The following is a 26393-nucleotide window of genomic DNA, read 5'->3' as shown; positions in this document are numbered from 1 at the left end:
TTGCAGCGAAACCGAAAGGTCGCGCGTCACAAAACTGATATTGACTTGCAGAAGCTATTTCACATAGCGGGCCAACGCGCGGGCGTATAAAAACTGTTTGCAAGGGAATGTACGAATGAAGAGGGTTCTGACCGCCTTGGCCACCGGCGTCGCGACGTGCGCGCTGACCGTCACGGCCCATGCCGATGATGCTGCGGCAACAAGCGACACCGCCAAGAAATCCGAAGAATCGATCGTCGTGACGGCTCCTGCCACCCAGGACATCTCTTCGGCCACCGGCCTCCCCCTCACGATCGCCGAAACACCGCAGGCGGTGACGATCGTAAACCAGCAGCAGATCAAGGACTTCTCGCTGCGCAACGTAAACGACCTGCTCGACCAGGTGCCGGGCGTCAATGTGGAGCGGGCAGAAACGGACCGCACGCAATACGATTCGCGCGGCTTCACCATCACCAACTTCCAGGTCGATGGTGTCGGCATGCCTCTGCTCTCGGGCGGCATCGCCTACGGCAGCCTCGACACCGCGCTGTACGATCGCGTCGAAGTGGTACGCGGCGCCAATGGCATGATGACCGGCGTCGGCAACCCCTCCGCCACCGTGAACTATGTGCGCAAGCGCCCTACCGACACCTTCCAGGCCTCCGTCACCGGCTATCTCGGCTCGTTCGACGATCATCGTGTCGAGGCCGACATTTCCGGCCCGCTCAACTCTTCGGGCACACTGCGCGCCCGTGTGGTCGGCGCGCATGAAGACAGCGATTCCTACCTCGATTACTACCACGTAAACCGCAACGTGATCGGCGCCGTAGTCGCGTGGGACGTGACACCGGATCTCACCGCCACTGCCGGTTACAGCCGCCAGCAGAATAACGCCGATGGCGTGATGTGGGGCACATTGCCGATGACTTATTCGGACGGCAGCCAGATCAGCTACAAGCGCTCGGCCTCCACCGCCGCGCCATGGACCTACTGGAACACCCGCAACCAGAGCGCATTCGCCGAACTGAAGTACAATCTCGGCAACGACTGGTCGGTGAAAGGCACCTACACTTTCAACCGCATCCAGTACAAATCCAAGCTGCTCTACGCCTACGGCTACCCCGATCCGGATACCGGCCTCGGCATCTCGGGCATGACCGGGATCTACCCAACGGACTACAAGCAGGACATTTACAACCTAGACGCATCGGGACCGTTCCAGCTGTTCGGACGCCAGCACCAGTTGGCCTTCGGCGTTTCGACCGGTCGCAACAGCGGGCATGAATACGAAGGCTTTTCGGATACCTATCCCGATTATCCGGCGGTATCCGAAATCGGCAACGTCACCATTCCGGAACCGGACGACTATCCTACGCCCGTCCTTCAGGCCCGCACGATCGACCGCATCACCCGCGTCTATGGCGCCATCCACTGGAATATCACGGATCGCCTGACCGCCATCACCGGGGCTTCGGCCACCTGGCTCAAGTCCACCGGCGACAGCTATGGCGTGGATGAAGCGCGCAAGAACAGCAAGGTCACACCTTATGTCGGCGCGCTCTACGACATCACGCACAATGTGAAACTCTATGCCAGCTACACGGGTATCTTCAATCCGCAGAGCGAGGTCAACGCTGGCAACCAGCGCCTTGCGCCTGCGACCGGCAGCAGCATCGAGGCCGGTGTGAAGAGCGAGTGGTTCGGCGGCAAGCTCTATGCCACGGCCGCCCTGTTCCGTGCGCACCAGAAGAATCTGGCCGAAGCAGCCGGCACCTTTGGCGACGATGATGTCGGCCCGGCCGGCGGCACATACTACGTCGGCCAAACCACCACGTCGAAGGGCTTCGAGGTCGAAATCGCCGGCAAGATCACACCGAACTGGACTGTGGGCGGCGGCTATACCGGGTTCACTCTCAAGACTCCCGACGGCGAGCGCGCGTTCACCTATATCCCGAACCGCACGCTCAAGCTCAACACCACCTACACCATCCCGCAGTTGAACGACCTCAAGTTCGGCGCGAACCTGCGCTGGCAGGACGCGACCCACATTGATGACAGCACCGTGCAGGATGCAGAAGGGAACGACGCCGTTGTCCGCCAGGGCCACTATGCCGTACTCGATCTGATGGCCGGGATGACCGTGACCAAGGGCATCAAGGCCCAGATCGTCGTCGATAACGTGACTGACAAGAAGTACCTGAACAGCCTTGCCTGGGGACAGGCCTATTACGCCGCACCGCGCACCGTGATGGGCTCGATCACCTTCAGCTACTGATCCTTCAGTTCTGAAAAATGCGAAAAGGCGGCCCTCCCTAAAGGAAGGCCGCCTTTTTCCATATCTTCTTCAAGCTGTGCTCATGACATGATCGACCGGAACCATCCTCATCCCAAGGAAGTTTCGACAATCACATTACTGAAGGAGATGGCGCACCCGACAGGATTCGAACCTGTGGCCTCTGCCTTCGGAGGGCAGCGCTCTATCCAGCTGAGCTACGGGTGCAGTGCAAGGGCGACTAGCAGAGCCTTTTCAGACTGACCAGAGCCAATCGACTCTTGCACAGAACACATAATTTACACCTTTACCTCTTTTACGGTTGAGCAAGCACCGAGGCGCATCTTCAGCGTCATGAACGCTCCTTCCTTTGGCACCGCGGGCACAACCGGAACCGGCCAGCACCTTCCCCGCCCCTGGCCAGGGCAATTCGGACAAGGAGGTGGTGACTCGCTGACGATGAAATGGTCGGCATTGCACACGGCCGGGCGCGCCGTCGCAAGCATCGCAGGAATCGCCCAGCCCGTGATGACCGCCCACCTTAAACAGGTTCCCGGTCTGCTGCGAGACCTCCAGGGCCCTCGCCGCGAAATCGCGGAGCAGGGTATCTCCGACCTTTGCGCTATCATGGAGCCGGGACTGGCGGCGCTTCTGGCAGCTGTCGCGCGGGGCACGCATCCTGCCGGCGCAGCGCGGTGCCTGTGGCAGGAGTTCTGCACGGCGCGCGACGCCATTGCCGCGCTGGTTCCGAAATCCTCGCTGCGTTGAACGCTGGCAACTCCCAGCATCACACCATCTTGATTGTTCGTCATTTGTTCTAAATAATGGCGACATGGCTGATCGCGATTCGCTTTTCTCTCTTCCCGCCCCCGCTGAAGCGCTGACAGCAGGCGATGTCGCACGGGGAATAGCGCGCCTTTTCGCGCGCAACGACATCTGGTGCCTGCCGGAGATGATGCTGCGCAATGGCCGCCGGGCCGACCTTATGGGCATAGACAGCCGAGGCCAGATCGTGATCGTCGAGATCAAGGTCAGCCGCGCGGACCTGCTGGGTGACGGCAAGTGGACCGACTATCTGGACTTCTGCGACCGGTTCTACTGGGGCCTGCCCCCTTCGCTCGATCGTGCGCCGCTAGACGGTGAGGGTTTTCTGCCCGATCGCTGCGGCGTGATCGTCGCTGATGGCTACGATGCGGAGATCGTCCGTCCCGCTCCGCTGCACCAGCTTGCCGCCACGCGGCGCAAGGTCGAGATGGAGCGCCTCGCGCGGGCCTCGATGCGCCGCATGACCACGCTGCTCGATCCCGAAACCGCTGCATGGGTGCGCGATCAGGGGTAGGCGATCACCCTTCGCGTTCGGCCTCGCCGGAAAACTGCCCGAGTGGCTCGTAGCGACGACGCCCGGTATGCGGGTCGAACCAGACCTCGACGATCTCTCCAGTCTCGCTGTCGACTTCCCGCTCCCCCGTACGCTGCCATGGGCCGGATGCCTCGATCACGTCGCGCGCGGGGCCGCGATAGCGCCCCTCGACCAGCACGCTCAGCGCCAGCACCAGCCCGATCGCGATCAGCGGCCATCCGCCACCGCCCAGCGTGACGCTCATCGCCACGCCGACCAGCGCGATCACCGCCGCAACAGCAAGGATGAACGTGCGCGCAGCGGTGCTCATGACGCGCCTTTCACGCCCGCACGATCTTCACGGCGGTGCCATAGGCAACCACCTCGTTCATCGTCTGGCCGATCGAGCCGGAATCGAAGCGCATCATCACGACAGCATCGGCCCCCATGAGACGCGCGTTCATCACCAGCCGGTCGATGGCATGGCGGCGGGTATCCTCGACCAGCGCGGTATATTCCTTGATTTCGCCGCCGATCACCGAGCGCAGGCCCGCCATGATGTTGCCGCCGAGACCCCTGCTGCGCACGACAACGCCGAAGACCTGCCCGAGGCTCTCCGTGACGACATGGCCCGCGACGGATTCGGTGGTGGTGACGATCATGACGATTTCCTCTCCTGCGTTTGACGGCGCATCATAGCCGGCTCGACGATCCCGCCAAGAGTCCACCGCTTCAACGCCTTATCTCTACCAGAGCAATTATCTTGCGCTGACGGGCAAGTGCGACTATATCGCGCCCTGCGTCTTTGGCGAGCGGATCGTTGTCCGCCGCAGTCCGTGAGCGGCGTGAGGTCCAGCGCGAAGATTTCGCGAAGACCGGCCCGGACGAACATTGACGAGCCAACTGGCTTCCTTCTTCACGCAGGGTCGCATCGTACGAACCCTTGCGACGCGCAGCGCACAGACCCTGCGCCTTGCATCATATCGAAGGCATCTGATGTCCTATTTCTCCGAACTTGGCCTTGCCGAGCCTATTCTCCGTGCGCTCGAAGCCAAGGGCTACACCGATCCCTCGCCGATCCAGCGCAAGTCGATCCCCTCGCTGCTCGAAGGCCGCGACCTGCTGGGCATCGCGCAGACCGGCACCGGCAAGACCGCCGCGTTCTCGCTCCCCTCGCTGCACCGCCTCGCGCAGGATCCCAAGCCCCGCCAGAACGCGGGCTGCCGCATGCTGGTGCTCAGCCCCACGCGTGAGCTGGCGGCGCAGATCGCCGAGAACATGCGCGGCTACGCGAAGTTCCTCAACCTCTCGATCCAGTGCATCTTCGGCGGCGTTCCGGCAGGCAAGCAAGCACGCGCGCTGGAGCGCGGCTGCGATATTCTCGTCGCGACCCCCGGCCGCCTGCTCGACCTGATCGACAGCCGCGCGCTGACGCTGCGCCATGTCGAGATCTTCGTGCTCGACGAAGCCGACCAGATGATGGACCTGGGCTTCATCGTCCCGCTCAAGCGCGTTGCCGCGCTGCTGCCCAAGAACCGCCAGAGCCTGTTCTTCTCGGCCACCATGCCGCAGGCGATCGCCGAGCTGGGCCGTCAGTTCATCAACGATCCGGTCAAGGTCGAAGTCGCGCCGCAGTCGACCACGGCAGAGCGCGTCGAGCAGTATGTCACGCATATCAACCAGGCCGAAAAGCAGGCGCTGCTGACCATTCACCTGCGTGAAGGTCTGGCTCCTGACGCTGCCGAAAAGGCCGCCCATGGCGCCATCGACCGCGCGCTGGTGTTCACCCGCACCAAGCACGGCGCCGACCGCGTCGTGCGCCACCTGACCGCCGCCGGCATCCCCGCCGCCGCGATCCACGGCAACAAGAGCCAGGCCCAGCGCACGGCCGCGCTCGGCGGCTTCCGCCAGGGCACCGTGCGCATCCTCGTCGCGACCGATATCGCCGCGCGCGGCATCGACGTCAGCGGCGTCAGCCACGTCTACAACTTCGAAATCCCGAACGTGCCCGAGCAGTACGTCCACCGCATCGGCCGCACCGCGCGTGCGGGTGCCGACGGCGTGGCCGTCAGCTTCGTCGCGCCGGACGAGAAGCCGTTCCTGCGCGACATCGAGCGTCTGACCCGCGTCAAGCTGGCCCCGCTCGACCTGCCCGAAGACTTCACCGCCAAGGCCTCGCGTCTGCCCGCGCCTTCGCGCAAGGCGCCCGAGCAGCAGCAGGGCAACGGTCGCGGCCACGGCACGCGTTCGGGCGGCGGAAACCGCAGTGACGGTCGCGGGGGCGGCGATCGTCGCAAGTCGGACGGCAACCGCTCGTCGTCGGGCCGCAGCGGTGAAGGTCGCGGCGAAGGTCGTGGAGAGGGCCGCAACGAGCGTCGTGGCGGCGAAGGTCGCAGCCACGAAGGCCGCAGCGACAATCGCCAGCCGCGCCGCGAAGGCGGTGAAGGTGGCGAGCAGAAGCGCAGCTTCCGTCCGCGCGGCGGCAAGACCGTCGGCACGCACAAGGGCTCGGTCCGCCGCGCGAGCTGAGCCTTTCGCGAACATTCGCAACCACGCGCGGGGTGGAATTCCCCGCTGGATCAAGGGGCACGAGGCGCGCATAAGCATGCGCCATGCCTGACAGCCTCGGCCCCGGTCCTCTTGCGGTATTGGCCTCGGTGATCGCCATGACGGCGATCGTCGGGGTTCGGTATCTGCTGACCTCCGGCCTCTTCGCGTGGATCACCGCCCGTGCACGGCCGGGGCTCTATGCCGGGCAGAACCGGCAGATCCGCCGCGAGATCGGCTGGTCACTGCTTTCCGCGCTGATATTCGGCCTGCCCGCAGGCATCGTGGCGTGGGGTTGGCGCCAGCACGGCTGGACGCTGATCTATACCGATCTGCACGACCGGCCCTTGTGGTATCTCCCGCTTTCGCTGGCGATCTACCTGTTTCTCCACGATACCTGGTTCTACTGGACGCACCGCTGGCTGCACCGCCCCAGGGTGTTCCGTCGTGCCCATGCCGTCCACCATGCCAGCCGCCCGCCGACCGCGTGGGCGGCGATGAGCTTTCACCCCATCGAAGCGGCAATCAACGCGGTGATCATCCCCGCGCTGGTCTTCCTCGTGCCGATCCATGTCGCGGTGCTGGGCATGGTCCTGCTGATCATGACGGTGATGGGCATCACCAACCACATGGGTTGGGAGATATTCCCCCAAGCCCTTGTACAATCACGCCTTGGCAAGGGGCTTATCACTGCCAGCCACCACCATCGCCATCACGAGCTCTACCGATGCAACTACGGCCTCTACTTCCGGTTCTGGGATCACCTGTGCGGCACCGACCGGGGGCTTTCGGCGCCCTGATCCTGCTTTCGGGCGCGAGTGCCGCGCTGGCGGTGCCAGTGGTTCCGGCATCGAGCGACGTCACCGTCGCCGTCACTGATCTGCGTTCCGACAAGGGGCACGTACTCGCCTGCCTGACCGCGAAACCGGCGGATTTTCCCGATTGTCGGCACGATCCGCAGGCGCGCAAGCTCACCGTTGCGGCCAGCGAACCGCTGGAGCTGGACTTTGGCGCCGTGCCCGACGGGCTTTATGCCATCTCCCTGATTCACGACGAGAACAGCAACGGCAAGCTCGACACCGCGCTGATGATCCCGCGCGAGGGCTTCGGCTTTTCCCGCGATGCGCCGGTGCGCATGGGCCCACCCCGATTCGCCCGTGCGGCCTTTGAAACGCAAGGAAAAGACACCCGCCTCACCATCCGCATGCGCTATATGCTGTAACGGACAGAGCCGGGGGAGAGCGGGCTTGAGGCGCATTTAAGCGTTATTTTACCCCGCTGCGGCAAGGTGCCTCGCGACTTTCAGTGCCGAGGCCCCTTCGATGGATATTTTGCGCGACCCGTACGACAGCCCGGAGGCGCAAACCCGCTCGCCCGAAACCGGCGAGGACGCATTCACATCGCCGCCTGCCCGTCCGCGTGACGAGCGGCGCATGCAGGTGCGCGCCTACAACCTGTGGGCCAGCCTGCTGAACGGTCGCCAGTTCCCCGCGATCGACGCACTGAACCCGGAAGGCGACCATGGCTTCGGCCCGCGCTCGGTGCTGCTGCGCCTCGATACTGACAGCGCGTCGGACCTGCCGCAGGCCCGCGTCGTGCGAATCGGTGAGGATCTGGCGCGCGAGGCCGGGCTTGCTTCGGGCGCCGTCGATGTAGAGGCGATCCCGCCCCGCTCGCTGCTCTCGCGCATCACCGACCATTACCTGCAGATTCTGGCGAACCGCGCGCCGATCGGCTTCGAGGCCGAGTTCGTCAACGCCGCCGAGGCGACGATCCTCTATCGCGGCATCCTGCTGCCGTTCGCTGCCGGCGATTCGCGGATCGACCATATCTTCGGCGTCATCAACTGGAAGGAGCAGAGCGCAACCGCGAGCACCCCGGACGCAGCGGCCTCACCCGCTCGCACGCAAACGCATGCGCCGCAGCCGCGCCTGCCCGCCGCCTTCGCCGATGCCCTGCCGCTCACCGGCTTTGCGCTGACCGACTGGGCAGACGGCCCCGAAGCGGATGCCGCAGGCGACTTCGCGATGCCCAGCGTCGGCTTCGGCTTCGCGGCGCTGGCCGGCAGCGATCCGGCGGCCGAGCCCTACCCGCTGCCCACCGCCGAGCCGATGGGGCTGGCCGACTGCCTGGCCTCCGCCCGCGATCTGGCCCGCGTCGCCATCGAGGGAGAGCAGCGCTCGCACCGTGCGCTCTACGAGGCACTGGGACAGGCACATGACTTCGCGCTCGCCAGCGAGGATGCGCCTAACGACTATGCCGAACTCCTCGCCGATGCCGGAATTTCCGTGCAGGCCCGTGCGCCGCTGACCGCGCTGGTCAAGCTGGTGTTCGGCGCCGAGTACGACAAGACCCGCGTGACCGAGTTCGCCGCCGTACTCGCCTATGCCCGCCGCCTTGGCCTGACACAGGGTTCGCTCGCCTGCTACCTTGCGCTACAGGCGGGCGGCATCAAGGCGGTGGTACAGGCCGAACGCGCCGCGCGCCGGGCCGACAGCGGTGCGGCGGCAGAGGCGAAGGCAGCGGCGAAAGCGGATGCCGACACGCAGCTTCGCGAAACCCTGAGCGGCGTGGCCGCGCGGCCCCTTTCCACCGCGCTCGACGACCATGCGGGCGAGTTCGCCGTACTGCTCACCCGCCGCCTCGAAAGCGGCGAGATCGTCGTGATGGGTGAGGCAAGCCGCGACGAAGATCTGCTGCGCCGCGCCGCGAAACTGCTGACGCGGTGAAGCGGGCGGCTCAGGGTTGAAGCACTGGTCGAGGAATGCTTAGGCAACAGCCCATGTCCAAGATGGGTGGATTGCGGTCATACGACCGATTCACTTCAACTTTCGTCATTCCCGCGAAGGCGGGAATCCAGTCGGCGCAACGCGTCGAAACCGAGATCGCTGGCGAGATCGCACCACGGCGGATTTCCCTTTTCGATCAGGTGCGGTGCTTGCGCAGGAGGTAATGTTTTGTGCCAGGGCGAGAATGGAGGGATCAGGTCGGCAGGCATCCCTTATCGCAAGGTCGCTACTGGCTTCCCGCCTTCGCGGGAATGACGAGGAAAGGGGCGTTTGCAGAAACGCTCACTTTCCCGCCATCGCACAATTCCTGCCTGCGCCCGTCCCCCTTGCCCCTTGGCAATCCGCCACTTAAGTCCCGGTTCAGGGCTCCGGCGGTTCAAAGGGAGCCCCTGAGGGAGCCCATGCCGAACTTGCTGCCAAACCTGCACCGATCCACGACCCTGCCTCGTCGCCCTGCCCTGTCGGGTGGCTGGAAGCGGGCAGGTGCCGCGCTGGCGGTGCTTTGCGCCTTTGCCGGGAGTGCCGTGCCGGTCGCCGCGCAGACGGTGCTGCGCGATGCCGAGACCGAGGCGTTCCTGCACGATCTCTCCGCGCCGCTGATCAAGGCTTCGGGCCTCGATCCCAATAATGTCGACGTGGTGCTGGTCAACGATCCCGAAGTGAACGCCTTCGTGGCGGGCGGTCAGGTGGTCTATGTCAACTCCGGCCTCGTCAACATGGCGGACAGCGCCGCCGAGGTGCAGGGCGTGATCGCACATGAACTCGGCCACGTCGCAGGCGGCCATGCGATCTATAATCCGGGGGCGAGCGATGCGACGCGCATCTCGATCCTCTCGCTGCTGCTGGGCGCGGCAGCGGCAGCGGCGGGCAGTCCGGCAGCAGGCATGGGCGTGTTCGCGGCGGGCCAGCAGGCAGCGGCGGGCACGTTCCTGTCCTACACCCGCTCGCAGGAGGCTTCTGCGGACGCGGCAGGCGCCAGCTATCTGTCGAAGGCCGGGATCAGCGGGCGCGGTTCGCTGGCGTTCTTCAACAAGCTGCTGAACATGGAATACCGCTACGGCTACAGCCAGAAGGACCAGAGCTCGTTCTGGTCCACCCACCCGCTGACCGCCGACCGTATCCAGACGCTTTCGGACACCTACGAGCACGATCCGGCATGGACCAAGCCCGACGATCCGGCGATGCAGACGCGCTTCCTGCGCATCAAGGCCAAGCTGTTCGGCTATCTGGCGACGCCTGCCGATACGCTGAAGGTCTATCCCGAGACCGACAACTCGATCCCCGCGCTCTATGCCAGAGCCTATGCCTATCACAAGGAATCGCTACTCGACCGGGCGCTGGCCGACGCCGATGCGCTGCTGACGACCGACCCGAAAGATCCCTATTTCCTCGAACTGAAAGGCCAGATCCTGCTGGAGGCCGGGCACCCTGCCGAGGCCATCGATCCGCTGCGACAGGCAACGCAGCTCAGCAACAACCAGCCGCTGATCGCCACGCTGTTCGGCCACGCGATGCTCTCCACCGAAGATCCCGCGCACTATGCGGAAGCACAGCAGGTCTTGAAGGATGCCGTCGCGCGCGACCGCGAGAACCCCTTCGCGTGGTATCAGCTGGGGGTGATCTATGCCCGCAACGGCGACATTCCCCGTGCCCGGCTTGCCAGTGCCGAGCAGCAGTCGCTCACCGGCGAAATGGGCGAGGCGCTGATCAACGCGCAGGCCGCCGAGGCAGGGTTACCGACCGGCTCGCCCGACTGGCTGCACGCGCAGGACATCGAGTTCCAGGCCCGCGCCGAACTGGGCGGAGACAGGAAGAAATAGGGAGGGGAGTTTTTATTCCCCCCGGCGGTGCGCGGCGACGAGCTTGTTGAGCTCCTCCAGCGCGGCGCGGTCCTCGTTGCTGACGAATTCGCAGGCGAGCAGCGTCTTGCCGTTCAGCGCCGGCCCCTGCCGCGCCACCAGCGAGACGAGGCCGAACTCCTTCATCTGCTGCTGATCGTCGGGCAGCACGCGCGAAAAGCCCAGCGAGGAGGCGCCGAGCATGTGCCCTTCCTCCTGCGTCAGGTGATAGCGCTCTGCGAGCTTCGCGGCGACCTCACCATCGATCAGCACGCCGACGGCAGACCCTGCGAAAACCGCGTCCTGCGTGGTGAAGCCATCGCGCGTGACCGGCTTGGGCAGGCGATAGATCGCCGCGCCCATCGTCGAGGTGTCCGGCTTGGCGAACGTCTCGGCAGCATCGTAGAGATCGGTGGCCGATTGCACCGAATAGGGCGGCTGGCACACCGCTGCGGCGAAGAAATCCTCCAGCGCAGGCGCCGCGAGAGCCGGGGCACCTACGCCCGATGCAGCGGCAAATGCCAGAACGGCGAGCGGGAAACGGCGGAAATACATCGACATGACAGAGACTATAGCGCCGGAGCACTGAGGCTCCATGGCTAAATCAGTCTGGCGCAAATCGGCTGGTCGCATGGCCGCGATCCCGTGCTACACACGCCGCGAAGGATGCGCCCCGTTGCGGGCGCCCGATGGATTACGACAAGGGTTTTTCACGTCTCATGGGTACTGCCACCAAGCTCACCGCCGTTTTCGGCTGCCTCGTCCTCGTCGGGATCGGCGGCTGGTCGGCCCGGCATTACGGGCGCGTCGCGGTGGAAGGCGTGGTGCATGACTATATCCTCGATCACCCCGAAATCCTGCCCGAAGCGATGGAGCGCCTGCAGGCCAAGCAGGCCAGCCAGCAGCTGGCAGGCGTGCGCCAGATGGTGGAAACGCCCTTCCCCGGTGCCGTGCTCGGCAACCCGAACGGCAAGGTCACGCTGGTCGAATTCTCCGACTATGCCTGTGGCTACTGCCGCCGCAGCCTGCCCGATCTCGAAGCGCTGATCGCCAAGAACCCGGACCTGAAAGTGGTGATCCGCGAATTGCCGATCATCAGCCCGGCCAGCCCCGATGCCGCCAAGATGGCGCTCGCCGCCGCCGCACAGGGCAAGTTCCGCGCCTTCCACGATGCGATGTTCGCGGCAGGCCAGCTCGATGCCAACACCATCGCCGCCGCCGCGCAGAAGGCCGGGCTCGACATGGACCGCGCCAAGGCCTTCGTCGCCAACCCGGCGCTCCAGCAGGAATTTGCGGCGAACATGGAGATCGCCAACCGCCTTGGCTTCCAGGGTACGCCCAGCTGGATCGCGGGCGACCAGCTGATCGCAGGCGCGGTGCCGATCGACCAGCTGGCACAGGCCGTCGATACCGCGCGCAAGGGTGGCTCGAGCGATGGCGCCAACTTCCAGAGCACGCCCGGCAGCACGCCAGTCGAAAGCACACCCGGCAACAGCGCAAACAGCTGATCACCGCACCTCTGACCCTGTTTGCCCCGCTCACGCCTCTGAAATTTCGGCTTTCGCCGCTTTTCGTCTAGAAATGGCCCCATGAACGTCCTGCCGATCCAGCCCATTCCGTTCTTCGCCGACAAGGACAAGGCGTTCTGGCGCCTTCAGGCGGTCGGCTGGGGCGGAGCGATGCTGCTGCGCGCGCTTTCGCAGATCGCCAACAACCCGCAGCTCTCCATTCTGGTGCTGCTGCTGATCGCGACGATCACCGGGTTCTCGATCTCGCTGGTGCTCTCGGTGATCTACCGCGCGCTGATCGCAAGGCGCCCGGTCGTCACCTGGGGCCTGACCGCGCTGGTGCTGCCCTGTGCCGTGGGCCTGCATGCCTTCATCGACGGCTGGGTGATGTCGCTCTACCGCGCCGACAGCGACGCGTCCTCGACCCAGTTGTTTCTCGGCTACTTCTACCTCGACGCGACACTGCTGGGCGCATGGTCCGCGCTCTATTACGCGATCAACTATTATCTGCGCATCGAGGAGCAGAACGACCAGCTGATCCAGCTGGAGAATCAGGCGACGCAGGCGCAGCTGGCGATGCTGCGCTATCAGCTGAACCCGCACTTCCTGTTCAACACGCTGAACTCGATCTCGACGCTGGTGCTGCTCAAGCAGACCGAGCCCGCCAATGCGATGCTCAGCCGCCTGTCCTCGTTCCTGCGCTACACGCTGGTGAACAAGCCCTCTGCCACCAACACCGTCGCGCAGGAGGTGGAGACGCTCAAGCTCTACCTCGATATCGAGCGCATGCGCTTCGAGGAACGGCTGCGCACTACCTTCACCATCGAGCCCGACACCGAAACGGTGCTGATCCCCTCGCTGCTGCTCCAGCCGCTGGTCGAGAACTCGATCAAGTACGCCGTCTCGCAGCTGGAGATGGGCGCCGAAATCACGATCGCCACGCAGCTGATCGGCAGCACCATGCTGCGCGTGACCGTCTCCGACACCGGGCCGGGATTGCAGACGCCGACCACCGACAACCGGCTCTACGGCATGGGCTACGACGGCAGCGATCCGGTCTCCACCGGCGTCGGCCTTGCCAATATCCGCGATCGCCTGTCGCAGGCCTATGGCGAGAACCACCGTTTCGATACCGTGGAGCCGCCCGAGGGTGGTTTCGCGGTCGTCATCGAGCTTCCGGCCGAGCGCCGGGAAGCAGAGAACGGCGCTTCGGCGACAGCTTCGGGCGATTCATCGCCCGGCGAGCGTCAACCGGCCCTCGCCGCCCGGTGATCAACCTGCCGTTCAGACAAGGGGCAACACAAAAGGCCCTCACCAGCGAGATCGCAAACCATAAAGATCACGAGCCAGTCAGCGCAATTCAGTCAGCACGAAAAATATCGGCAGGGCGGTGCAACATAATCCGCTCCCATACGTTGCTGGCGCCGGAGACCTAACTGAATGACCATCCGCACCATCCTCGTCGACGATGAAAAACTGGCGATCCAGGGGCTGCAGCTCCGTCTGGAAAAGTACCCCGACCTTGAGATCATCGACACCTGTTCGAATGGTCGCGAGGCGATCCGCAAGATCAAGACCGAGAAGCCCGACCTCGTGTTCCTCGATATCCAGATGCCCGGTTTCGACGGCTTTTCCGTCGTGAAAGGCGTGATGGAGATCGAGCCGCCGCTGTTCGTCTTCGTCACCGCCTATCAGGAACACGCCGTGCGCGCCTTCGAGGCGAACGCGGTGAACTACCTGATGAAGCCGGTGGAAGAGGACAAGCTGGACGATACGCTCGCCCGCGTGCGCCAGCGTCTGGCAGAAAAGCGTTCGGCAGACGAGGCCGAGAAGCTCAAGACCGTGCTCGCCGAAGTCGCTCCCGATGCCATCGAGGCGCTGCCCGAGGAAATCGAGGCCGGCGCCGACCGTTACGAGAAGCTCATCAACATCAAGGATCGCGGCCAGATCTTCCGCATCGACGTCGATTCGATCGAGCATATCGAGGCCGCCGGTGACTACATGTGCATCCGCACCGCCGACAATTCGCTGATCCTGCGCGAGACGATGAAGGATCTGGAGCGTCGCCTCGACCCGCGCATGTTCCAGCGCGTCCACCGCTCGACCATCGTCAACCTCAACCAGGTCCGCCAGGTCAAGCCGCACACCAACGGCGAATGCTTCCTGGTGCTCGGCTCGGGCGCGCAGGTGAAAGTCTCGCGCTCCTACCGCGACGTGATCGCCCGCTTCGTCCACTGATACGGGCGGCAATCTGCCGGAATTTCCAGAAAGCCGGGCCTCGCGAGAGGTCCGGCTTTTTTCGTGGCGCCGAAATAACACCCACAATTTCCGAAGCGCCGATGGCCGGCCGAGCAGCGTAATCGCCCAGCTTATGTGACTCCAGAATGTCTTTGCCACTACCCCCTTTCGTCATCCCCGCGAAGGCGGGGATCCAGTGACAGGCTACGACCAGATGAACAAGAAAGCTGGATCCCCGCCTTCGCGGGGATGACGAGGGAATATTCATAGGGATGACAAAGGAATAAGGCGTAAATTCAAACCCGCCTTTCCTTTCCTACCGTCGCGGCAGTGTCAGAAAGAACGTCGCTATCGCCTCGCTCGCGTCGATCTGGCGGCTGGGCGCGCCGGTGATCCTCGGGAAGGCAGGCATCGACGAACCGGGCCAGACGTGGCCGCCACCCTCCACCGTCAGCACCGTTACCCGCGTCCCCGCCATGCAGGCGGTGTAGCGCATCCGTATGACCCGCGTCGGATCGAGCGGCGCGCGCACCGGCAGCGGCTCCGGCGCACCGGGCGCACCGCAACCGTTATGCCGCGCCCAGAACGCAGCCGTATCGGCCACCGATGTCACCAGCCCGCCTTCGCCCCGGCCGCCGAAATCCTTCACCGCGCCGCCGCCATAGGGCATGATCGGGTCGGCATTGCCGTCGATCTGAAGCACGGCGAGCGGCTTTACGGGATGGCAGGCGGCTATGGTCTCCACAGGTAGCGTGCCTGCAACTGCCGCGATTCCAGCGATCCGGCCTGAGAGTTCACACCCCACGCGCTCGGCGAACAACGCCCCGTTGGACGCGCCGGTGGCGTAGACCCTACCCGGATCGATACGATAGTCGCGCTGGAGCCGATCAAGCAGGTCCGAAACGAAGCGAACGTCGTCCTGCGGGTTCTTGATCGTCGAGCGGCCATCGTTCCAGTGGCGATCGATGCCTTCGGGGTAGACGACGATGAAGCGGCGCGCGTCGGCCACAGCTTCAAGCCCGGTCATCTGCTTCATCCTGTCCACGGACATGCCGCCACCGTGGAAGACCAACACCAGCGGAAAGCCGCCCGGCGGTACCGGCCCTTGCGGCACATGGACGGAATAGCTGCGCGCCTGTCCGGCGACCTCGATGGTGCCATCCGGGTCGGCGGCGGATGCGCTCCCGGCCAGCAGGGTGCCACCGGCTAGCGCGGCCAGAGTCAGGGTCAGCGTCAGTCTCTTGCGCATGGGCACGCTCCTCTTTCCTTACGGTAACGCCCGAGAATAGCGGGGATGGCGCATCAGAGATCGCGGGCTTTGTAACGGTTTATGACCGGACAAGTTATGACAGGACCTGCGCCGCGCCTTACGGCCTTCCCCGCACTGCCAGCTTGCGCGCCCGCTCCGCCAACCGATCGAGCGCCTCGGCGTGGATCGCGGGCGCGGCGGCGAGCACGCCGAAGGCGCGCGGATCGCGCTGGTTGAAGTCCAGCTTGCCGCCGAAGGCATCGGTGACGGTCGCGCCCGCCTCGCGCGCAATCAGCGTTGCGGCGGCGATGTCCCATTCGTAGCCCCAGCGCAGGCTGGCGAGCAGGTCCGCCTCGTCGGCCGCCACCATGGCGATGCGCAGCGCAATCGAGTTGGGCGGCTCGATCCGCACGAGGTCGGACTCCTCGGCCATCAGGTCACGCGCCGGAAAGCGCGCGCCGGTGATCTCGCCGCGCGTGCTGGCCCGCAAGGGGGCGCCATTGCGGAAGGCGCCGTGCCCGGCCTCGGCCACCCACATCTCGCCGCCCGACTCGCGGGCCCGGACCGGGGCGTAGAGATAGCCCAGCAACGGGCGGCTCGCGCTCACCAGCGCTACCGAGACCGACCAGCCCGGCCGTCCGGCGATGAAATCGCGCGTTCCGTCGATCGGATCGACCAGCCAGACGAGGCCATTCCCGAGTCGCTCCACCGAGTCGATGGTTTCCTCGGAAAGCCAGCCCGCAGAAGGCAGCAATTGCGTCAATTCGCGCTTGAGGAAGGCGTCCACCGCAAGGTCGGCGCTGCACACCGGACTGCCCGGTGTCTTTTCCCAGGCTTCGAGCGCATGACCGTCGCCCGGCCAGGCGCCCAGCGCGATTCGTCCGGCCTCGCGCACGATGGCATCCAGTCGCTGACGGTCGATCATCGCGTTTTTCCGTTCATTATTGATATTGCGTCTTCATATCAAAACAATCGGGCCGAAATCATGCCCGACTCCCGATTTGCGCAGGAAGCGGGACTTTTCAAGCGCGCCGCGATGTGCTTATGCGGCAGCCAAGACGGGCGCACCATGCACCCGCGCGGGAGCATCGTCACCGACCCGGGCGCCTCCCGTCCGATAACATTTTGGTAGAGTCGAACTTCAGAAGGAAGGCGATCCAGCGATGAACATCCACGAATATCAGGCGAAAGAACTGCTCGCGAAGTACGGCGCACCGATCGCGGCCGGTCACGCAGCGTTCACGGTCGAGGAAGCGGTCGAGGCCGCCAAGAAGCTCCCCGGACCGCTCTATGTCGTGAAGTCGCAGATCCACGCCGGTGGCCGCGGCAAGGGCAAGTTCAAGGAACTCGCTCCCGAAGCCAAGGGCGGTGTCCGCCTGGCCTTCAACCTCGACGAGGTTCGCGCCCACGCTGCCGACATGCTCGGCAACACGCTCGTCACCATCCAGACCGGTGAAGCGGGCAAGCAGGTGAACCGCCTCTACATCACCGACGGTGCCGACATCGCCAAGGAATTCTACCTTGCCCTGCTCGTCGACCGCGCCACCGGTCGCGTCGCATTCGTCGTGTCGACCGAAGGCGGCATGGACATCGAGGAAGTCGCTCACTCGACCCCGAGAAGATCCACACCTTCGCCGTCGATCCGGCCACCGGTTTCCAGCCGCACCACGGCCGCGCCGTCGCTGCCGCCCTCGCCCTGACCGGTGAGCAGGCGAAGCAGGCCGCCAAGGTTGCCTCGTCGCTCTACGCCGCGTTCCTCGACACCGACGCCGCGCAGATCGAGATCAACCCGCTCGCGCTGACCGAGCAAGGCAACCTTCTGGTGCTCGACGCCAAGGTCGGTTTCGACTCGAACGCGATGTTCCGCCACAAGGACATCGCCGAGCTGCGCGACGAGAGCGAGGAAGACCCCGCCGAGATCGAGGCATCGAAGTACGACCTCGCCTACATCAAGCTCGACGGTGACATCGGCTGCATGGTCAACGGCGCCGGCCTTGCCATGGCGACGATGGACATCATCAAGCTGAACGGCATGTTCCCCGCCAACTTCCTCGACGTGGGCGGCGGCGCCACCACCGAGAAGGTGACGGCTGCGTTCAAGATCATTCTCTCGGATCCCGCCGTGAAGGGCATCCTGGTGAACATCTTCGGCGGCATCATGAAGTGCGACATCATCGCGGCGGGCATCGTCGCAGCGGCCAAGGAAGTGAACCTCTCGGTTCCCCTCGTGGTCCGTCTGGAAGGCACCAACGTTCAGGAAGGCAAGGACATCCTCGCCAACTCGGGCCTGCCGATCGTTCCCGCGAACGACCTTGGCGATGCCGCCAAGAAGATCGTTGCCGAGGTCAAGGCCGCGTAAGCCTTACCCCTCGAAAACAAAAGATTGCTGGCGGCGGGGGTTTGCAGACCTCCGCCGTTTGCGTATCTGCGGCAGGTGTCCGCTTTTGCCGCGCCCTTTCCCCATATCATCGTATGCTTCCCGGCCGTTTGCCGGACCGGACTTGACGTATACGTAAAGCTGGGCGATAGGGCGTCAAAAGCATGTTAATTGCACGGTTAAACAACCGTCCCACGCCGAGAGAGGACAGATCCCGATGAAGATCCTCGTGCCCGTGAAGCGGGTGATCGACTACAACGTGAAGCCGCGCGTCAAGGCGGATGGTACGGGTGTTGACCTGGCCAACGTCAAGATGAGCATGAACCCGTTCGACGAGATCGCCGTCGAGGAAGCCATCCGCATCAAGGAAGCGGGCGGCGCTGAGGAGATCGTCGTGGTCTCGATCGGCCCGGCCAAGGCCTCGACCGTGCTGCGCGATGCGCTGGCCATGGGTGCCGACCGCGCGATCCTGATCGAGACCGAAGAGACGGTCGAACCGCTCGCCGTCGCCAAGATTCTCAAAGTCGTCATGGATGAAGAGGCCCCCGGCCTCGTGATCCTGGGCAAGCAGGCGATCGACGACGACGCGAACCAGACCGGCCAGATGCTCGCCGCGCTCTCCGGGCGTCCGCAGGGCACCTTCGCCAGCAAGGTCGTGATCGAGGGCGATCATGTCGCCGTGACCCGCGAAGTCGATGGCGGTCTGGAGACGGTGAAGCTGGCCCTGCCCGCCATCGTCACCACCGACCTGCGGCTGAACGAGCCGCGCTATGCTTCGCTGCCCAACATCATGAAGGCAAAGAAGAAGCCGCTCGACACCAAGACGCCCGCCGACTTCGGCGTCGATATCGCGCCGCGCCTCAAGACCCTGAAGGTCGCCGAGCCGCCGGTGCGCGCCGCCGGCATCAAGGTCGACAGTGTCGATGCGCTCGTCGCCAAGCTCAAGGAACTGGGCGTCGCCTGAGGGCGCGGCTCGGAAAAGGATCTGAGATTATGAAGACGCTCGTCTGGGTCGAACACGACAACGCTTCCGTCAAGGACGCCACACTTTCCACCGTCACCGCCGCTGCGAAGCTGGGTGAGGTTCACCTGCTGGTCGCAGGCGCCGGTTGCCGTGCCGTGGCCGAGGCCGCCGCACAGATCGCCGGGGTCGCCAAGGTCCATCTGGCGGACGACGCGGCCTATGCCCACGCGCTGCCCGAGAACCTCGCGCCGCTGGTGGTGGACCTGATGGGCCATCACGACGCGTTCCTCGCGCCTGCCACCACCACCGGCAAGAACCTCGCGCCGCGCGTCGCCGCGCTGCTCGACGTGATGCAGGTGTCGGACATCCTCTCGGTCGAGGGCGAGAAGACCTTCACCCGTCCGATCTATGCGGGCAATGCCATCGCCACGGTCGAATCGAGCGATGCCAAGCTGGTCGTCACCGTGCGCGCCACCGCCTTCAACAAGGCCGAGGCCACCGGCGGTTCCGCCGCCATCGAGGACGTCTCGGGTGTGAACGATGCAGGCCTGTCCAGCTTCGTCGGCGCCGAGATTGCCGAGCTGGAACGCCCCGAACTGACGAGCGCCAAGGTGATCGTCTCGGGCGGTCGCGCCCTGAAGGACGAGGCCACGTTCGAGCAGATCATCATGCCGCTGGCCGACAAGCTGGGTGCCGCCGTCGGCGCCAGCCGTGCGGCGGTCGATGCGGGTTATGTCCCCAACGATTACCAGGTCGGCCAGACCGGCAAGATCGTCGCCCCCGACGTCTACATCGCCATCGGCATCTCCGGCGCGATCCAGCATCTGGCGGGCATGAAGGATTCGGGCACGATCATCGCCATCAACAAGGACGAGGACGCCCCGATCTTCCAGGTCGCCGACATCGGCCTCGTCGCTGACCTGTTCGACGCGGTGCCGGAACTGACCGGCAAGCTGTGACAGCAAGTTAATAGTGGATCCGAAAACAACCCCCGAAGCGCCTCGCTTCGGGGGTTGTTCTTTTTAAGACCCGTCGTAGCCTTGCATCCGGCCAGTCGTTTCAGGGGGGGCGACCGGCGCGGGGGATGTTTCACGTGAAATCAGCGATTGCGCTTTCGACCGCTTTCAGGATGCCGTGCGCGCTCATGCTGGCAGCCGCTTTGCTGCCCGGCGTGATTCTTCCAGACGCCGCACTTGCAGCCCCCGCTCCGGTAACAATGGCGGCCAGCACGCCATGGAATCTCGACGCCACCGACAGCGGATGCGCGCTGCGGCGTGGTTTTGGCGGCAAGACTCCCGACGTGGTGATGAGCCTGACGCGCTATGAGCCAGGCGACGGCTTCGAGCTGTCAATCAATGGCGATGCGTTCGAATCCGTTCGCCCCGGAGAGACGCTTTCACTGGAATGGACCGGGACCGATGCGATCAGTCCCACGAAATCGGTAATGCCCGCAGTATCCACAACACCCTCCGGCCAGAAAATCGCCGGATTTCTGGCCAGCGTGCAGATGTACCAGACCCTCAAGGGCAGCGATGATGACAGTGACGGGCCGCTGATCCTCGCCCCGGAAGCCTTGCCCCATGTTACCGCGATAACCCTGCGCTGGCGCAATCATGCGGTAACGCTGAAGACCGGCCCGATGGCCAAGCCCTTCGAAGCCATGCGCCAGTGTACGGATGGACTTGTCGAAAGCTGGGGTCTTGACCCCGCCGTGCAGGCCCATCTGTCCCGCGAAGTCCACATGACGAACCTTCGCCAAATCGCCACGAAGATCAACTATCCCAGCGCGATGAACGACCGCGGGAAACAGGGGCGCGTGAACTTCAGGGTCCTGATCGATCCGGACGGCAAGGCGAGCAACTGCAAGATCCTGCGCAGCTATAACGATCCGAAGTTCGATGTTGCGGCCTGTCACGACATCCTCGTCCTGGCCCGCTTCGCCCCGGCGCTCGATGCCTCAGGCAAACCCGTAGCCTCATATTATACGACGACCATCATCTATTCCATTTAAGGTCCGCTCGTAGAGCCACAGCAGACAGCCGTCGTCGAGCCTGTGCTCACCGCGGCGGGTGAAGCCGAGGCGCGTGGCGACGCGATCCGAGGCCAGATTGCCCTGCTCGATCATGCAAGTGATCCGGCGGGAGCCATGGGTCGCGTCGAACCAGTCCATCACGGCCGCCATGACCTCTGTGGCGACGCCTTTGCCCCCATGATCGTGGCGCACGATCCAGCCGGCCTCGGGCACATCGTCCATCCCGGCAAAGCCCCGGAAGGTATGGAAGACGCCGCAGCCCGCGACGATCTCGTCCCGGCCCCGCGCGCGCACCATGAAGGTGCCGTAGCCGTAGAGCGCCCAGCTTCCGGCATTGCGCATCAGCCGCTCGGCCTGCCCCTTGCGATCGGACGCGACCAGCCCGAGGAAACGCTGCGTCTCGGGATGCGCGACAAGCTCCACCAGCCCGTCCAGATCGCCGGGCTGCGGGCGGTACAGATCGAAACGGGTTGTGCGCAGCACCGGATCGGGCCAGGAATCAGGACGAGTCAGAGGAACCTCTCCAGCGTGTGGATCACAAGGCCGAACAGGCCGCCGACCAGCGTGCCGTTGATGCGGATGAACTGCAAGTCGCGCCCCACCGCGCGCTCGATCCGGGTGGTGACGGTCACGGCATCCCAGCGCTTCACCGTCTCGGACACCAGCCGCACGATCTCGCCTCCGTAGCGTGCGGTCACGCCCACGAGCGTGCGGCGGGCGAAGCGGTTGATCTGGCGTTGCAGGCGCGGGTCGCTGCGCAGCGCCTGCCCGACTTCGCCCAGCATGCCGGAGAAGTGATTGCCGAGCGCCGCTTCGGGATCGCGCGCGGCCGAGATCAGGCGCAGGCGCAGCCGGTCCCACAAGGCCTGCCACCACGCCCCCAGCGCCGGGTTCGCCAGCATCTCGCGCTTGGCGTTCTCCACCTTGGCGCGTGTCTCGGGATCGTGCTGGAGGTTCTGCGCCAGTTCACCCAGCATCGCCTCCAGCTTGACCTTGAGCGGATGGTCGCGCTGGACGATCATCTCGGCCATCAGCTTGTACAGCCCGTCGAGCACCGAATTGGCGATCCGCCCGTCGAGCCCGGTCCAGCGCAGCAGGCCACTGGCGCGCTCACGGATCATCTCGCGCACGAGATCCTCGTTGGCCTCCAGCGTGTGCCCGGCCCAGCGGACCGCGCTTTCGATCAGCGGCAGGTGGCGCCCGTCGGCGATCGCGGCGCCGAGCATCTGGCCCATGAGGGGCGCGACCTCGACCTTCTCCAGCTGGTGGGCGAGCCCGGCACGCACCTGCAGTCCCAGCCGCTCGGTATCGAGCGATTCGAGCACATCGGCCAGCAGGTTGCCCGCGCCGGTATGGATACGCCCGGAGGCTCCGCCGCGCGGTGCGGTGAGGAACTCGCCCGCCGCGTTCGCGAGGTTGAAAGCGGTCATCCGCCGCGCGACGACCTGCGGCGTGAGGAAATTCTCGCGCAGGAACCGCGCCATCGAATCGGCGATGCGGTCCTTGTTGGTGGGGATGATCGCGGTATGCGGGATCGGCAGGCCCAGCGGACGGCGGAACAGCGCCGTCACTGCGAACCAGTCCGCCAGACCGCCGACCATCGCCGCTTCGGTAAAGGCGATGGCATAGCCCCAGCCGGGCGCCGTGCCGCCGAACTTGCGCAGCAGCACGAAGGCCACTGCCATCACCACCAGCAGGCATGTCGCCACGATCCGCATGCGCCGTGCCCGGTCGGGGAACGCCTCGATCTGTGTACCCCGGTTCAGTCTTGCCTCATGCAGGCCCGCATCTTGCGGCAAATACTCGCTCCTCGTGCCTTGCTGATCATTCGGCGGGAAGCGCGCCCTGATGCCCCGCGTGATGCGGCTCGAAGGTGAGCAGCCTGCGACGCAGCTTGGGGCCGACCCGCTTCTCGAAACCGTCGGCCAGGCTAAAGGCTGCGGGCACGATGAGCAATGTCAGCAAGGTGGAGAGGATCAGGCCGCCGATCACCGTTACGCCCATCGGCGCGCGCCAGGCGCCATCGCCGCTGAGCGAGAGCGCGGTGGGCACCATCCCTGCGGTCATCGCCACGGTGGTCATGACGATGGGCTGTGCGCGCTTGCGCCCGGCATCGACGATGGCGATGTGCTTGGGCACCCCGCTCGCCATCTCCTCGATCGCGAAGTCGATCAGCAGGATCGAGTTCTTGGCGACGATGCCCAGCAGCATCAGGATGCCGATATAGACCGGCATCGACACCGGCTCCCCGGCGATGGCCAGCGCCAGCAGGCCACCCAGCGGGGCCAGCAGCAGCGAGCTCATGTTCACCAGCGGCGAGACGAAGCGACCATAGAGCAGCACCAGCACCGCGAAGACCAGCAGGATGCCGCTGACCACCGCGATGATGAAGTTCTGGATCATCTCGTTCTGCCACTTGTCCTCGCCGATGGGCGCGTTCGACACGCCGGCGGGAAGCGCCTTCATGATCGGCAGGTTCTGGATCTTCTCCATGATCGGGCCCTTGACCATGCCCTGCCCGAGATCGGCGCCCACGAAGATGCGGCGCGACTGGTTGTAGCGCTCGATCTCGGTCGGTCCGGCGCCGAAGCGGAACTCGGCGACGCGGCTCAAGGGCACCGAGCCACCCAGCGCGGTGGGCACCGGCAGGTTCTCGATAGAGGACAGGTCGCGGCGCGCCGCACGCGGCATGATCACGCGGATCGGCACCTGACGGTCCGACAGCGAGAACTTGGCCGCGTTCTGGTCGATCTCGCCCATCGTCGCGATACGGATCGTCTGGCTGAGCGAGGCGGTGGTGACGCCCAGTTGCGCCGCCAGATCGAGCCGGGGCACGATCACCAGTTCGGGGCGTTGCAGATCGGCGGCGATACGCGGCGCGACCACGCCCTTGATTCCCGCCATCTGCTGCGCCAGCGTCTGCGCGGTCTTCTGGAGCAGCGCAGGATCGCTTCCCGACAGCATGACCGAGATGTCACGCCCGCTACCCGATCCGCCAGACTGGCTCTCGAACGTCACCCGCGCATCGGGAATATCCTGAAGCTGCGGGGTCATGCGCCGCTCGAAATCGGTGCTCGTCGCCTTGCGCTCGCTCGCGGGCTTGAGCGCGACATAGATCGAGGCGTTGCCTTCCTTCGAGGCGGACATCGCGCGTAGCACTTCGGGCTGTTTGTCCAGCAGCGCGGCAACGCGCGTCGCCACCTTGTCGGTCTGCTCGATCGTGGTGCCGGGCACCATCTGGATCGTGACCTGACTGGTGTCGTTGTTGGTGTTGGGCTGGAACTGCTGCGGCAGGACCGCGAACATCGCCACGGTGATCGCCAGCGCGAGCGCGCTGATGCCGAACATCCAGATGCGATGGTCGAGCAGGCGCGCGCCGATGCGCCCGTCTGATAGCGCGACCAGCCGCGCCAGCCCTCATGCGTGCCTGCGATCTTTGCCAGCAGCGCGCCCACGAGCACGGTCAGCAGCAGGCCGACCAGGAAGCCCGCGATGCCGCCGACCAGCAGGCCGATGACAAGCGTCCCCATACCCAGCGCCGGGGCATCGCCGCCCGCCGCCGCGACCTTCTGCGCCGCCTGCATCGAGCCCATCACCATGCCTGCCCAGCCGAGCAGGCCGAACACGAAGGCCCCGGCCAGATAGGGCGCGCGACCGCGCACTTTCGCCAGCCCCGCCTTCATCCGGCGCGAGGCGCGCGTATCGAGCGTCCATTCGAGCAGGCGCGCATAGAGCGTCATCACCCGACCGCCGCCATGTTCGGCATGGCCATGGGATTTCAGGAAGTACGCCGCGACCATCGGCGTGATCATGCGTGCGACGGCAAGGCTCATCAGCACGGCGACCACCACGGTCAGCCCGAAAGCCTTGAAGAACTGGCCCGAGATACCCGGCATCAGGCCGACCGGCAGGAACACCGCGACGATCGAGAAGGTGGTGGCGACCACGGCCAGGCCGATCTCGTCCGCCGCATCGATCGAGGCCTGATAGGCGCTCTTGCCCATGCGCATGTGGCGCACGATGTTCTCGATCTCGACGATGGCATCGTCCACCAGCACGCCCGCAACGAGGCTGAGCGCCAGCAGCGAGAGGAAGTTGAGCGTAAAGCCCATCAGTTCCATGAACCAGAACGTGGGGATCGCCGAAAGCGGGATGGCGATGGCCGAAATCACCGTCGCGCGCCAGTCGCGCAGGAAAAGGAACACGATCACGATCGCCAGCGCCGCACCTTCGACCAGCGCCTCCATCGAGCTGTCGTACTGCCCCTTGGTGTACTGAACCTGCGAGAACAGCTGGGTGATGTGGATACCTGGGTTTTCCTTACGGATTTCGGCCAGCTGCTTTTCCGCCGCATCGTAGACCGACACGTCGGAGGCGCCGATCGCGCGCTCGAATCCGAACGTCACCACTTCGCGCCCATGGACGCGGGCGATGCGAGTCCGCTCGGAATAGCCGTCATAGACGCGGGCGATGTCGGCCAGGCGCACCGAACGACCACCGCCCACGTTGATCCGCAACTGCGACAGGTCGTAGGCGCTATGGGCATTGCCGAGCACGCGCACCGACTGGCGCGAACCGGCGATTTCCGCCTGACCGCCCGCCGCGTCGGTATTGACCGAGCGCAGCACCGCATTGACGTCCTGCGCGGTGACGCCCAGCGCGGCCATCCGCTCGGGATCGACGACGACGCGGATCTCGCGGTCCACACCGCCGCTGCGGGTGACGGCGGCCATGCCCTCAATCGCCAGCAGGCGGCGCGAGATCGTATCGTCGATGAACCAGCTAAGCTGCTCCATCGTCATGTCATCGGCGCTGACCGCATAAATCGCGAGGCTGCCGTTGCCGCCCGCCTCCACTTTCGTCACCTGCGGTTCGAGAATCCCGTCGGGCAGGCTGCCGCGAACCTGATCGACCGCGTTCTTGACCTGATTGGTCGCGACGTCGGGATCGGTGCCGATGGCAAAGCGCACGAAGGTTTGCGACACGCCTTCCGAGGCGGTCGATTCGATTTCCTCCACGCCGCTGATTGAGCGCGCCGCGCCTTCGACCTTCTGGGTGATCTGCGTCTCGATCTCGGTCGGCGCGGCGCCCGGCTGCGATACGACGACCACCACGCCCGGAAACGAGATGTCCGGCATGTTGTTCACGTCCATCCGGTTGAACGCGATGACCCCGGCGATCATCAGGCCCAGGAACAGGACGATGGGGACGATCGGATTGCGGATCGACCAGGCGGAGATGTTGCGCAGACCCATGGCGTC

The 26393-nt window shown here is 65.1% G+C and carries 21 protein-coding genes, 1 tRNA gene and 2 pseudogenes; 15 read left to right on the top strand and 9 right to left on the bottom strand.

The window, feature by feature from the left end:
* Positions 1-115: 115 nt before the first annotated feature.
* Positions 116-2254 (top strand): TonB-dependent siderophore receptor, encoded by a 2139-nt coding sequence (locus CI805_RS03240; protein WP_260926228.1) that lies wholly within the window; start codon positions 116-118, stop codon positions 2252-2254.
* Between the two features lie 148 nt (positions 2255-2402).
* Here CI805_RS03240 and CI805_RS03235 read toward each other — a convergent pair.
* A tRNA-Arg gene (locus CI805_RS03235) sits at positions 2403-2479 on the bottom strand.
* A 297-nt stretch (positions 2480-2776) separates the two neighbouring features.
* Here CI805_RS03235 and CI805_RS03230 point away from each other — a divergent pair.
* Both CI805_RS03230 and CI805_RS03225 read left to right on the top strand, forming a co-directional pair.
* Entirely contained in the window at positions 2777-3019 is a 243-nt protein-coding gene (locus tag CI805_RS03230) for a hypothetical protein (protein WP_260926226.1), read from the top strand.
* Positions 3020-3083: 64 nt separating this feature from the next.
* Positions 3084-3590: an MmcB family DNA repair protein gene (locus tag CI805_RS03225; protein ID WP_260926224.1), complete on the top strand. Its 507-nt coding sequence runs from the start codon at positions 3084-3086 to the stop codon at positions 3588-3590.
* 4 nt (positions 3591-3594) lie between these two features.
* On the opposite strand, the gene CI805_RS03220 is transcribed toward CI805_RS03225, so the two are convergent.
* Positions 3595-3921 (bottom strand): hypothetical protein, encoded by a 327-nt coding sequence (locus tag CI805_RS03220; protein ID WP_260926223.1) that lies wholly within the window; start codon positions 3919-3921, stop codon positions 3595-3597.
* Positions 3922-3931: 10 nt separating this feature from the next.
* Complete coding sequence (locus CI805_RS03215; RefSeq protein WP_260926221.1) at positions 3932-4252, bottom strand: YbjQ family protein; 321 nt, start codon at positions 4250-4252, stop codon at positions 3932-3934.
* 334 nt (positions 4253-4586) lie between these two features.
* Here CI805_RS03215 and CI805_RS03210 point away from each other — a divergent pair, with 334 nt between their 5' ends.
* The 5 genes from CI805_RS03210 to CI805_RS03190 all read left to right on the top strand — a co-directional run bounded on the left by CI805_RS03210 (position 4587) and on the right by CI805_RS03190 (position 10746).
* Positions 4587-6119, top strand: a complete 1533-nt coding sequence (locus CI805_RS03210; protein WP_260926219.1) for a DEAD/DEAH box helicase — start codon at positions 4587-4589, stop codon at positions 6117-6119.
* A gap of 83 nt (positions 6120-6202) precedes the next feature.
* Positions 6203-6937: a sterol desaturase family protein gene (locus tag CI805_RS03205; protein ID WP_260926217.1), complete on the top strand. Its 735-nt coding sequence runs from the start codon at positions 6203-6205 to the stop codon at positions 6935-6937.
* Entirely contained in the window at positions 6904-7359 is a 456-nt protein-coding gene (locus tag CI805_RS03200; protein WP_313958515.1) for a DUF2141 domain-containing protein, read from the top strand. Before CI805_RS03205 ends, CI805_RS03200 begins: the two co-directional genes overlap by 34 nt.
* Positions 7360-7459: 100 nt before the next feature.
* Complete coding sequence (locus CI805_RS03195) at positions 7460-8866, top strand: hypothetical protein (protein WP_260926215.1); 1407 nt, start codon at positions 7460-7462, stop codon at positions 8864-8866.
* 461 nt (positions 8867-9327) lie between these two features.
* On the top strand, positions 9328-10746 hold the full coding sequence (locus CI805_RS03190) for a M48 family metalloprotease (protein WP_260926213.1): 1419 nt from the start codon (positions 9328-9330) through the stop codon (positions 10744-10746).
* Between the two features lie 12 nt (positions 10747-10758).
* On the opposite strand, the gene CI805_RS03185 is transcribed toward CI805_RS03190, so the two are convergent.
* Positions 10759-11325, bottom strand: a complete 567-nt coding sequence (locus CI805_RS03185; protein ID WP_260926211.1) for a hypothetical protein — start codon at positions 11323-11325, stop codon at positions 10759-10761.
* A 158-nt stretch (positions 11326-11483) separates the two neighbouring features.
* Between CI805_RS03185 and CI805_RS03180 the strand changes: the two genes are divergently transcribed.
* The 3 genes from CI805_RS03180 to CI805_RS03170 all read left to right on the top strand — a co-directional run bounded on the left by CI805_RS03180 (position 11484) and on the right by CI805_RS03170 (position 14510).
* Positions 11484-12272: a DsbA family protein gene (locus tag CI805_RS03180; protein WP_260926209.1), complete on the top strand. Its 789-nt coding sequence runs from the start codon at positions 11484-11486 to the stop codon at positions 12270-12272.
* An 81-nt stretch (positions 12273-12353) separates the two neighbouring features.
* Entirely contained in the window at positions 12354-13544 is a 1191-nt protein-coding gene (locus tag CI805_RS03175; protein ID WP_260926208.1) for a sensor histidine kinase, read from the top strand.
* Positions 13545-13712: 168 nt separating this feature from the next.
* The gene (locus CI805_RS03170) at positions 13713-14510 is read left to right on the top strand and encodes a LytR/AlgR family response regulator transcription factor (protein ID WP_260926206.1); all 798 of its coding nucleotides are present in this window, start codon (positions 13713-13715) and stop codon (positions 14508-14510) included.
* Between the two features lie 316 nt (positions 14511-14826).
* Here the strand turns inward: CI805_RS03170 and CI805_RS03165 are convergent, their stop codons facing one another.
* Positions 14827-15759, bottom strand: a complete 933-nt coding sequence (locus CI805_RS03165; RefSeq protein WP_260926197.1) for an alpha/beta hydrolase family esterase — start codon at positions 15757-15759, stop codon at positions 14827-14829.
* 118 nt (positions 15760-15877) lie between these two features.
* Complete coding sequence (locus tag CI805_RS03160) at positions 15878-16684, bottom strand: 3'(2'),5'-bisphosphate nucleotidase CysQ (RefSeq protein WP_260926196.1); 807 nt, start codon at positions 16682-16684, stop codon at positions 15878-15880.
* A 238-nt stretch (positions 16685-16922) separates the two neighbouring features.
* Between CI805_RS03160 and sucC the strand changes: the two are divergent.
* From sucC to CI805_RS03140, 4 genes and pseudogenes are all read left to right on the top strand, one after another.
* Positions 16923-18118 (top strand): annotated as a pseudogene (gene sucC / locus CI805_RS03155) (ADP-forming succinate--CoA ligase subunit beta).
* Positions 18119-18353: 235 nt separating this feature from the next.
* Positions 18354-19100 carry an electron transfer flavoprotein subunit beta/FixA family protein gene (locus CI805_RS03150; protein ID WP_260926195.1) on the top strand — a complete coding sequence of 249 codons (747 nt, stop codon included), beginning with the start codon at positions 18354-18356 and terminating at the stop codon, positions 19098-19100.
* A 29-nt stretch (positions 19101-19129) separates the two neighbouring features.
* The gene (locus CI805_RS03145) at positions 19130-20059 is read left to right on the top strand and encodes an electron transfer flavoprotein subunit alpha/FixB family protein (protein ID WP_260926194.1); all 930 of its coding nucleotides are present in this window, start codon (positions 19130-19132) and stop codon (positions 20057-20059) included.
* Positions 20060-20244: 185 nt separating this feature from the next.
* A complete protein-coding gene (locus CI805_RS03140; RefSeq protein ID WP_260926193.1) occupies positions 20245-21111 on the top strand; it encodes an energy transducer TonB in 867 nt (288 codons plus the stop codon).
* Here CI805_RS03140 and CI805_RS03135 read toward each other — a convergent pair.
* The 3 genes and pseudogenes from CI805_RS03135 to CI805_RS03125 form a co-directional block, all read right to left on the bottom strand.
* Positions 21076-21615, bottom strand: coding sequence for a GNAT family N-acetyltransferase (locus CI805_RS03135; protein ID WP_260926190.1), 540 nt, complete (start codon positions 21613-21615; stop codon positions 21076-21078). The genes CI805_RS03140 and CI805_RS03135 overlap by 36 nt on opposite strands.
* A 26-nt stretch (positions 21616-21641) precedes the next feature.
* The gene (locus tag CI805_RS03130; protein ID WP_260927744.1) at positions 21642-22850 is read right to left on the bottom strand and encodes a DUF445 domain-containing protein; all 1209 of its coding nucleotides are present in this window, start codon (positions 22848-22850) and stop codon (positions 21642-21644) included.
* A gap of 106 nt (positions 22851-22956) precedes the next feature.
* Positions 22957-26387: pseudogene (locus CI805_RS03125) on the bottom strand (efflux RND transporter permease subunit).
* Positions 26388-26393: the final 6 nt, after the last annotated feature.

The sequence above is a fragment of the Novosphingobium sp. 9 genome (assembly GCF_025340265.1).
In the GTDB taxonomy this organism is placed as follows: Bacteria; Pseudomonadota; Alphaproteobacteria; order Sphingomonadales; family Sphingomonadaceae; genus Novosphingobium.
The sequence above is the reverse complement of the archived record's forward strand: the minus strand, read 5'-3'. Positions and strand labels throughout refer to the sequence as shown.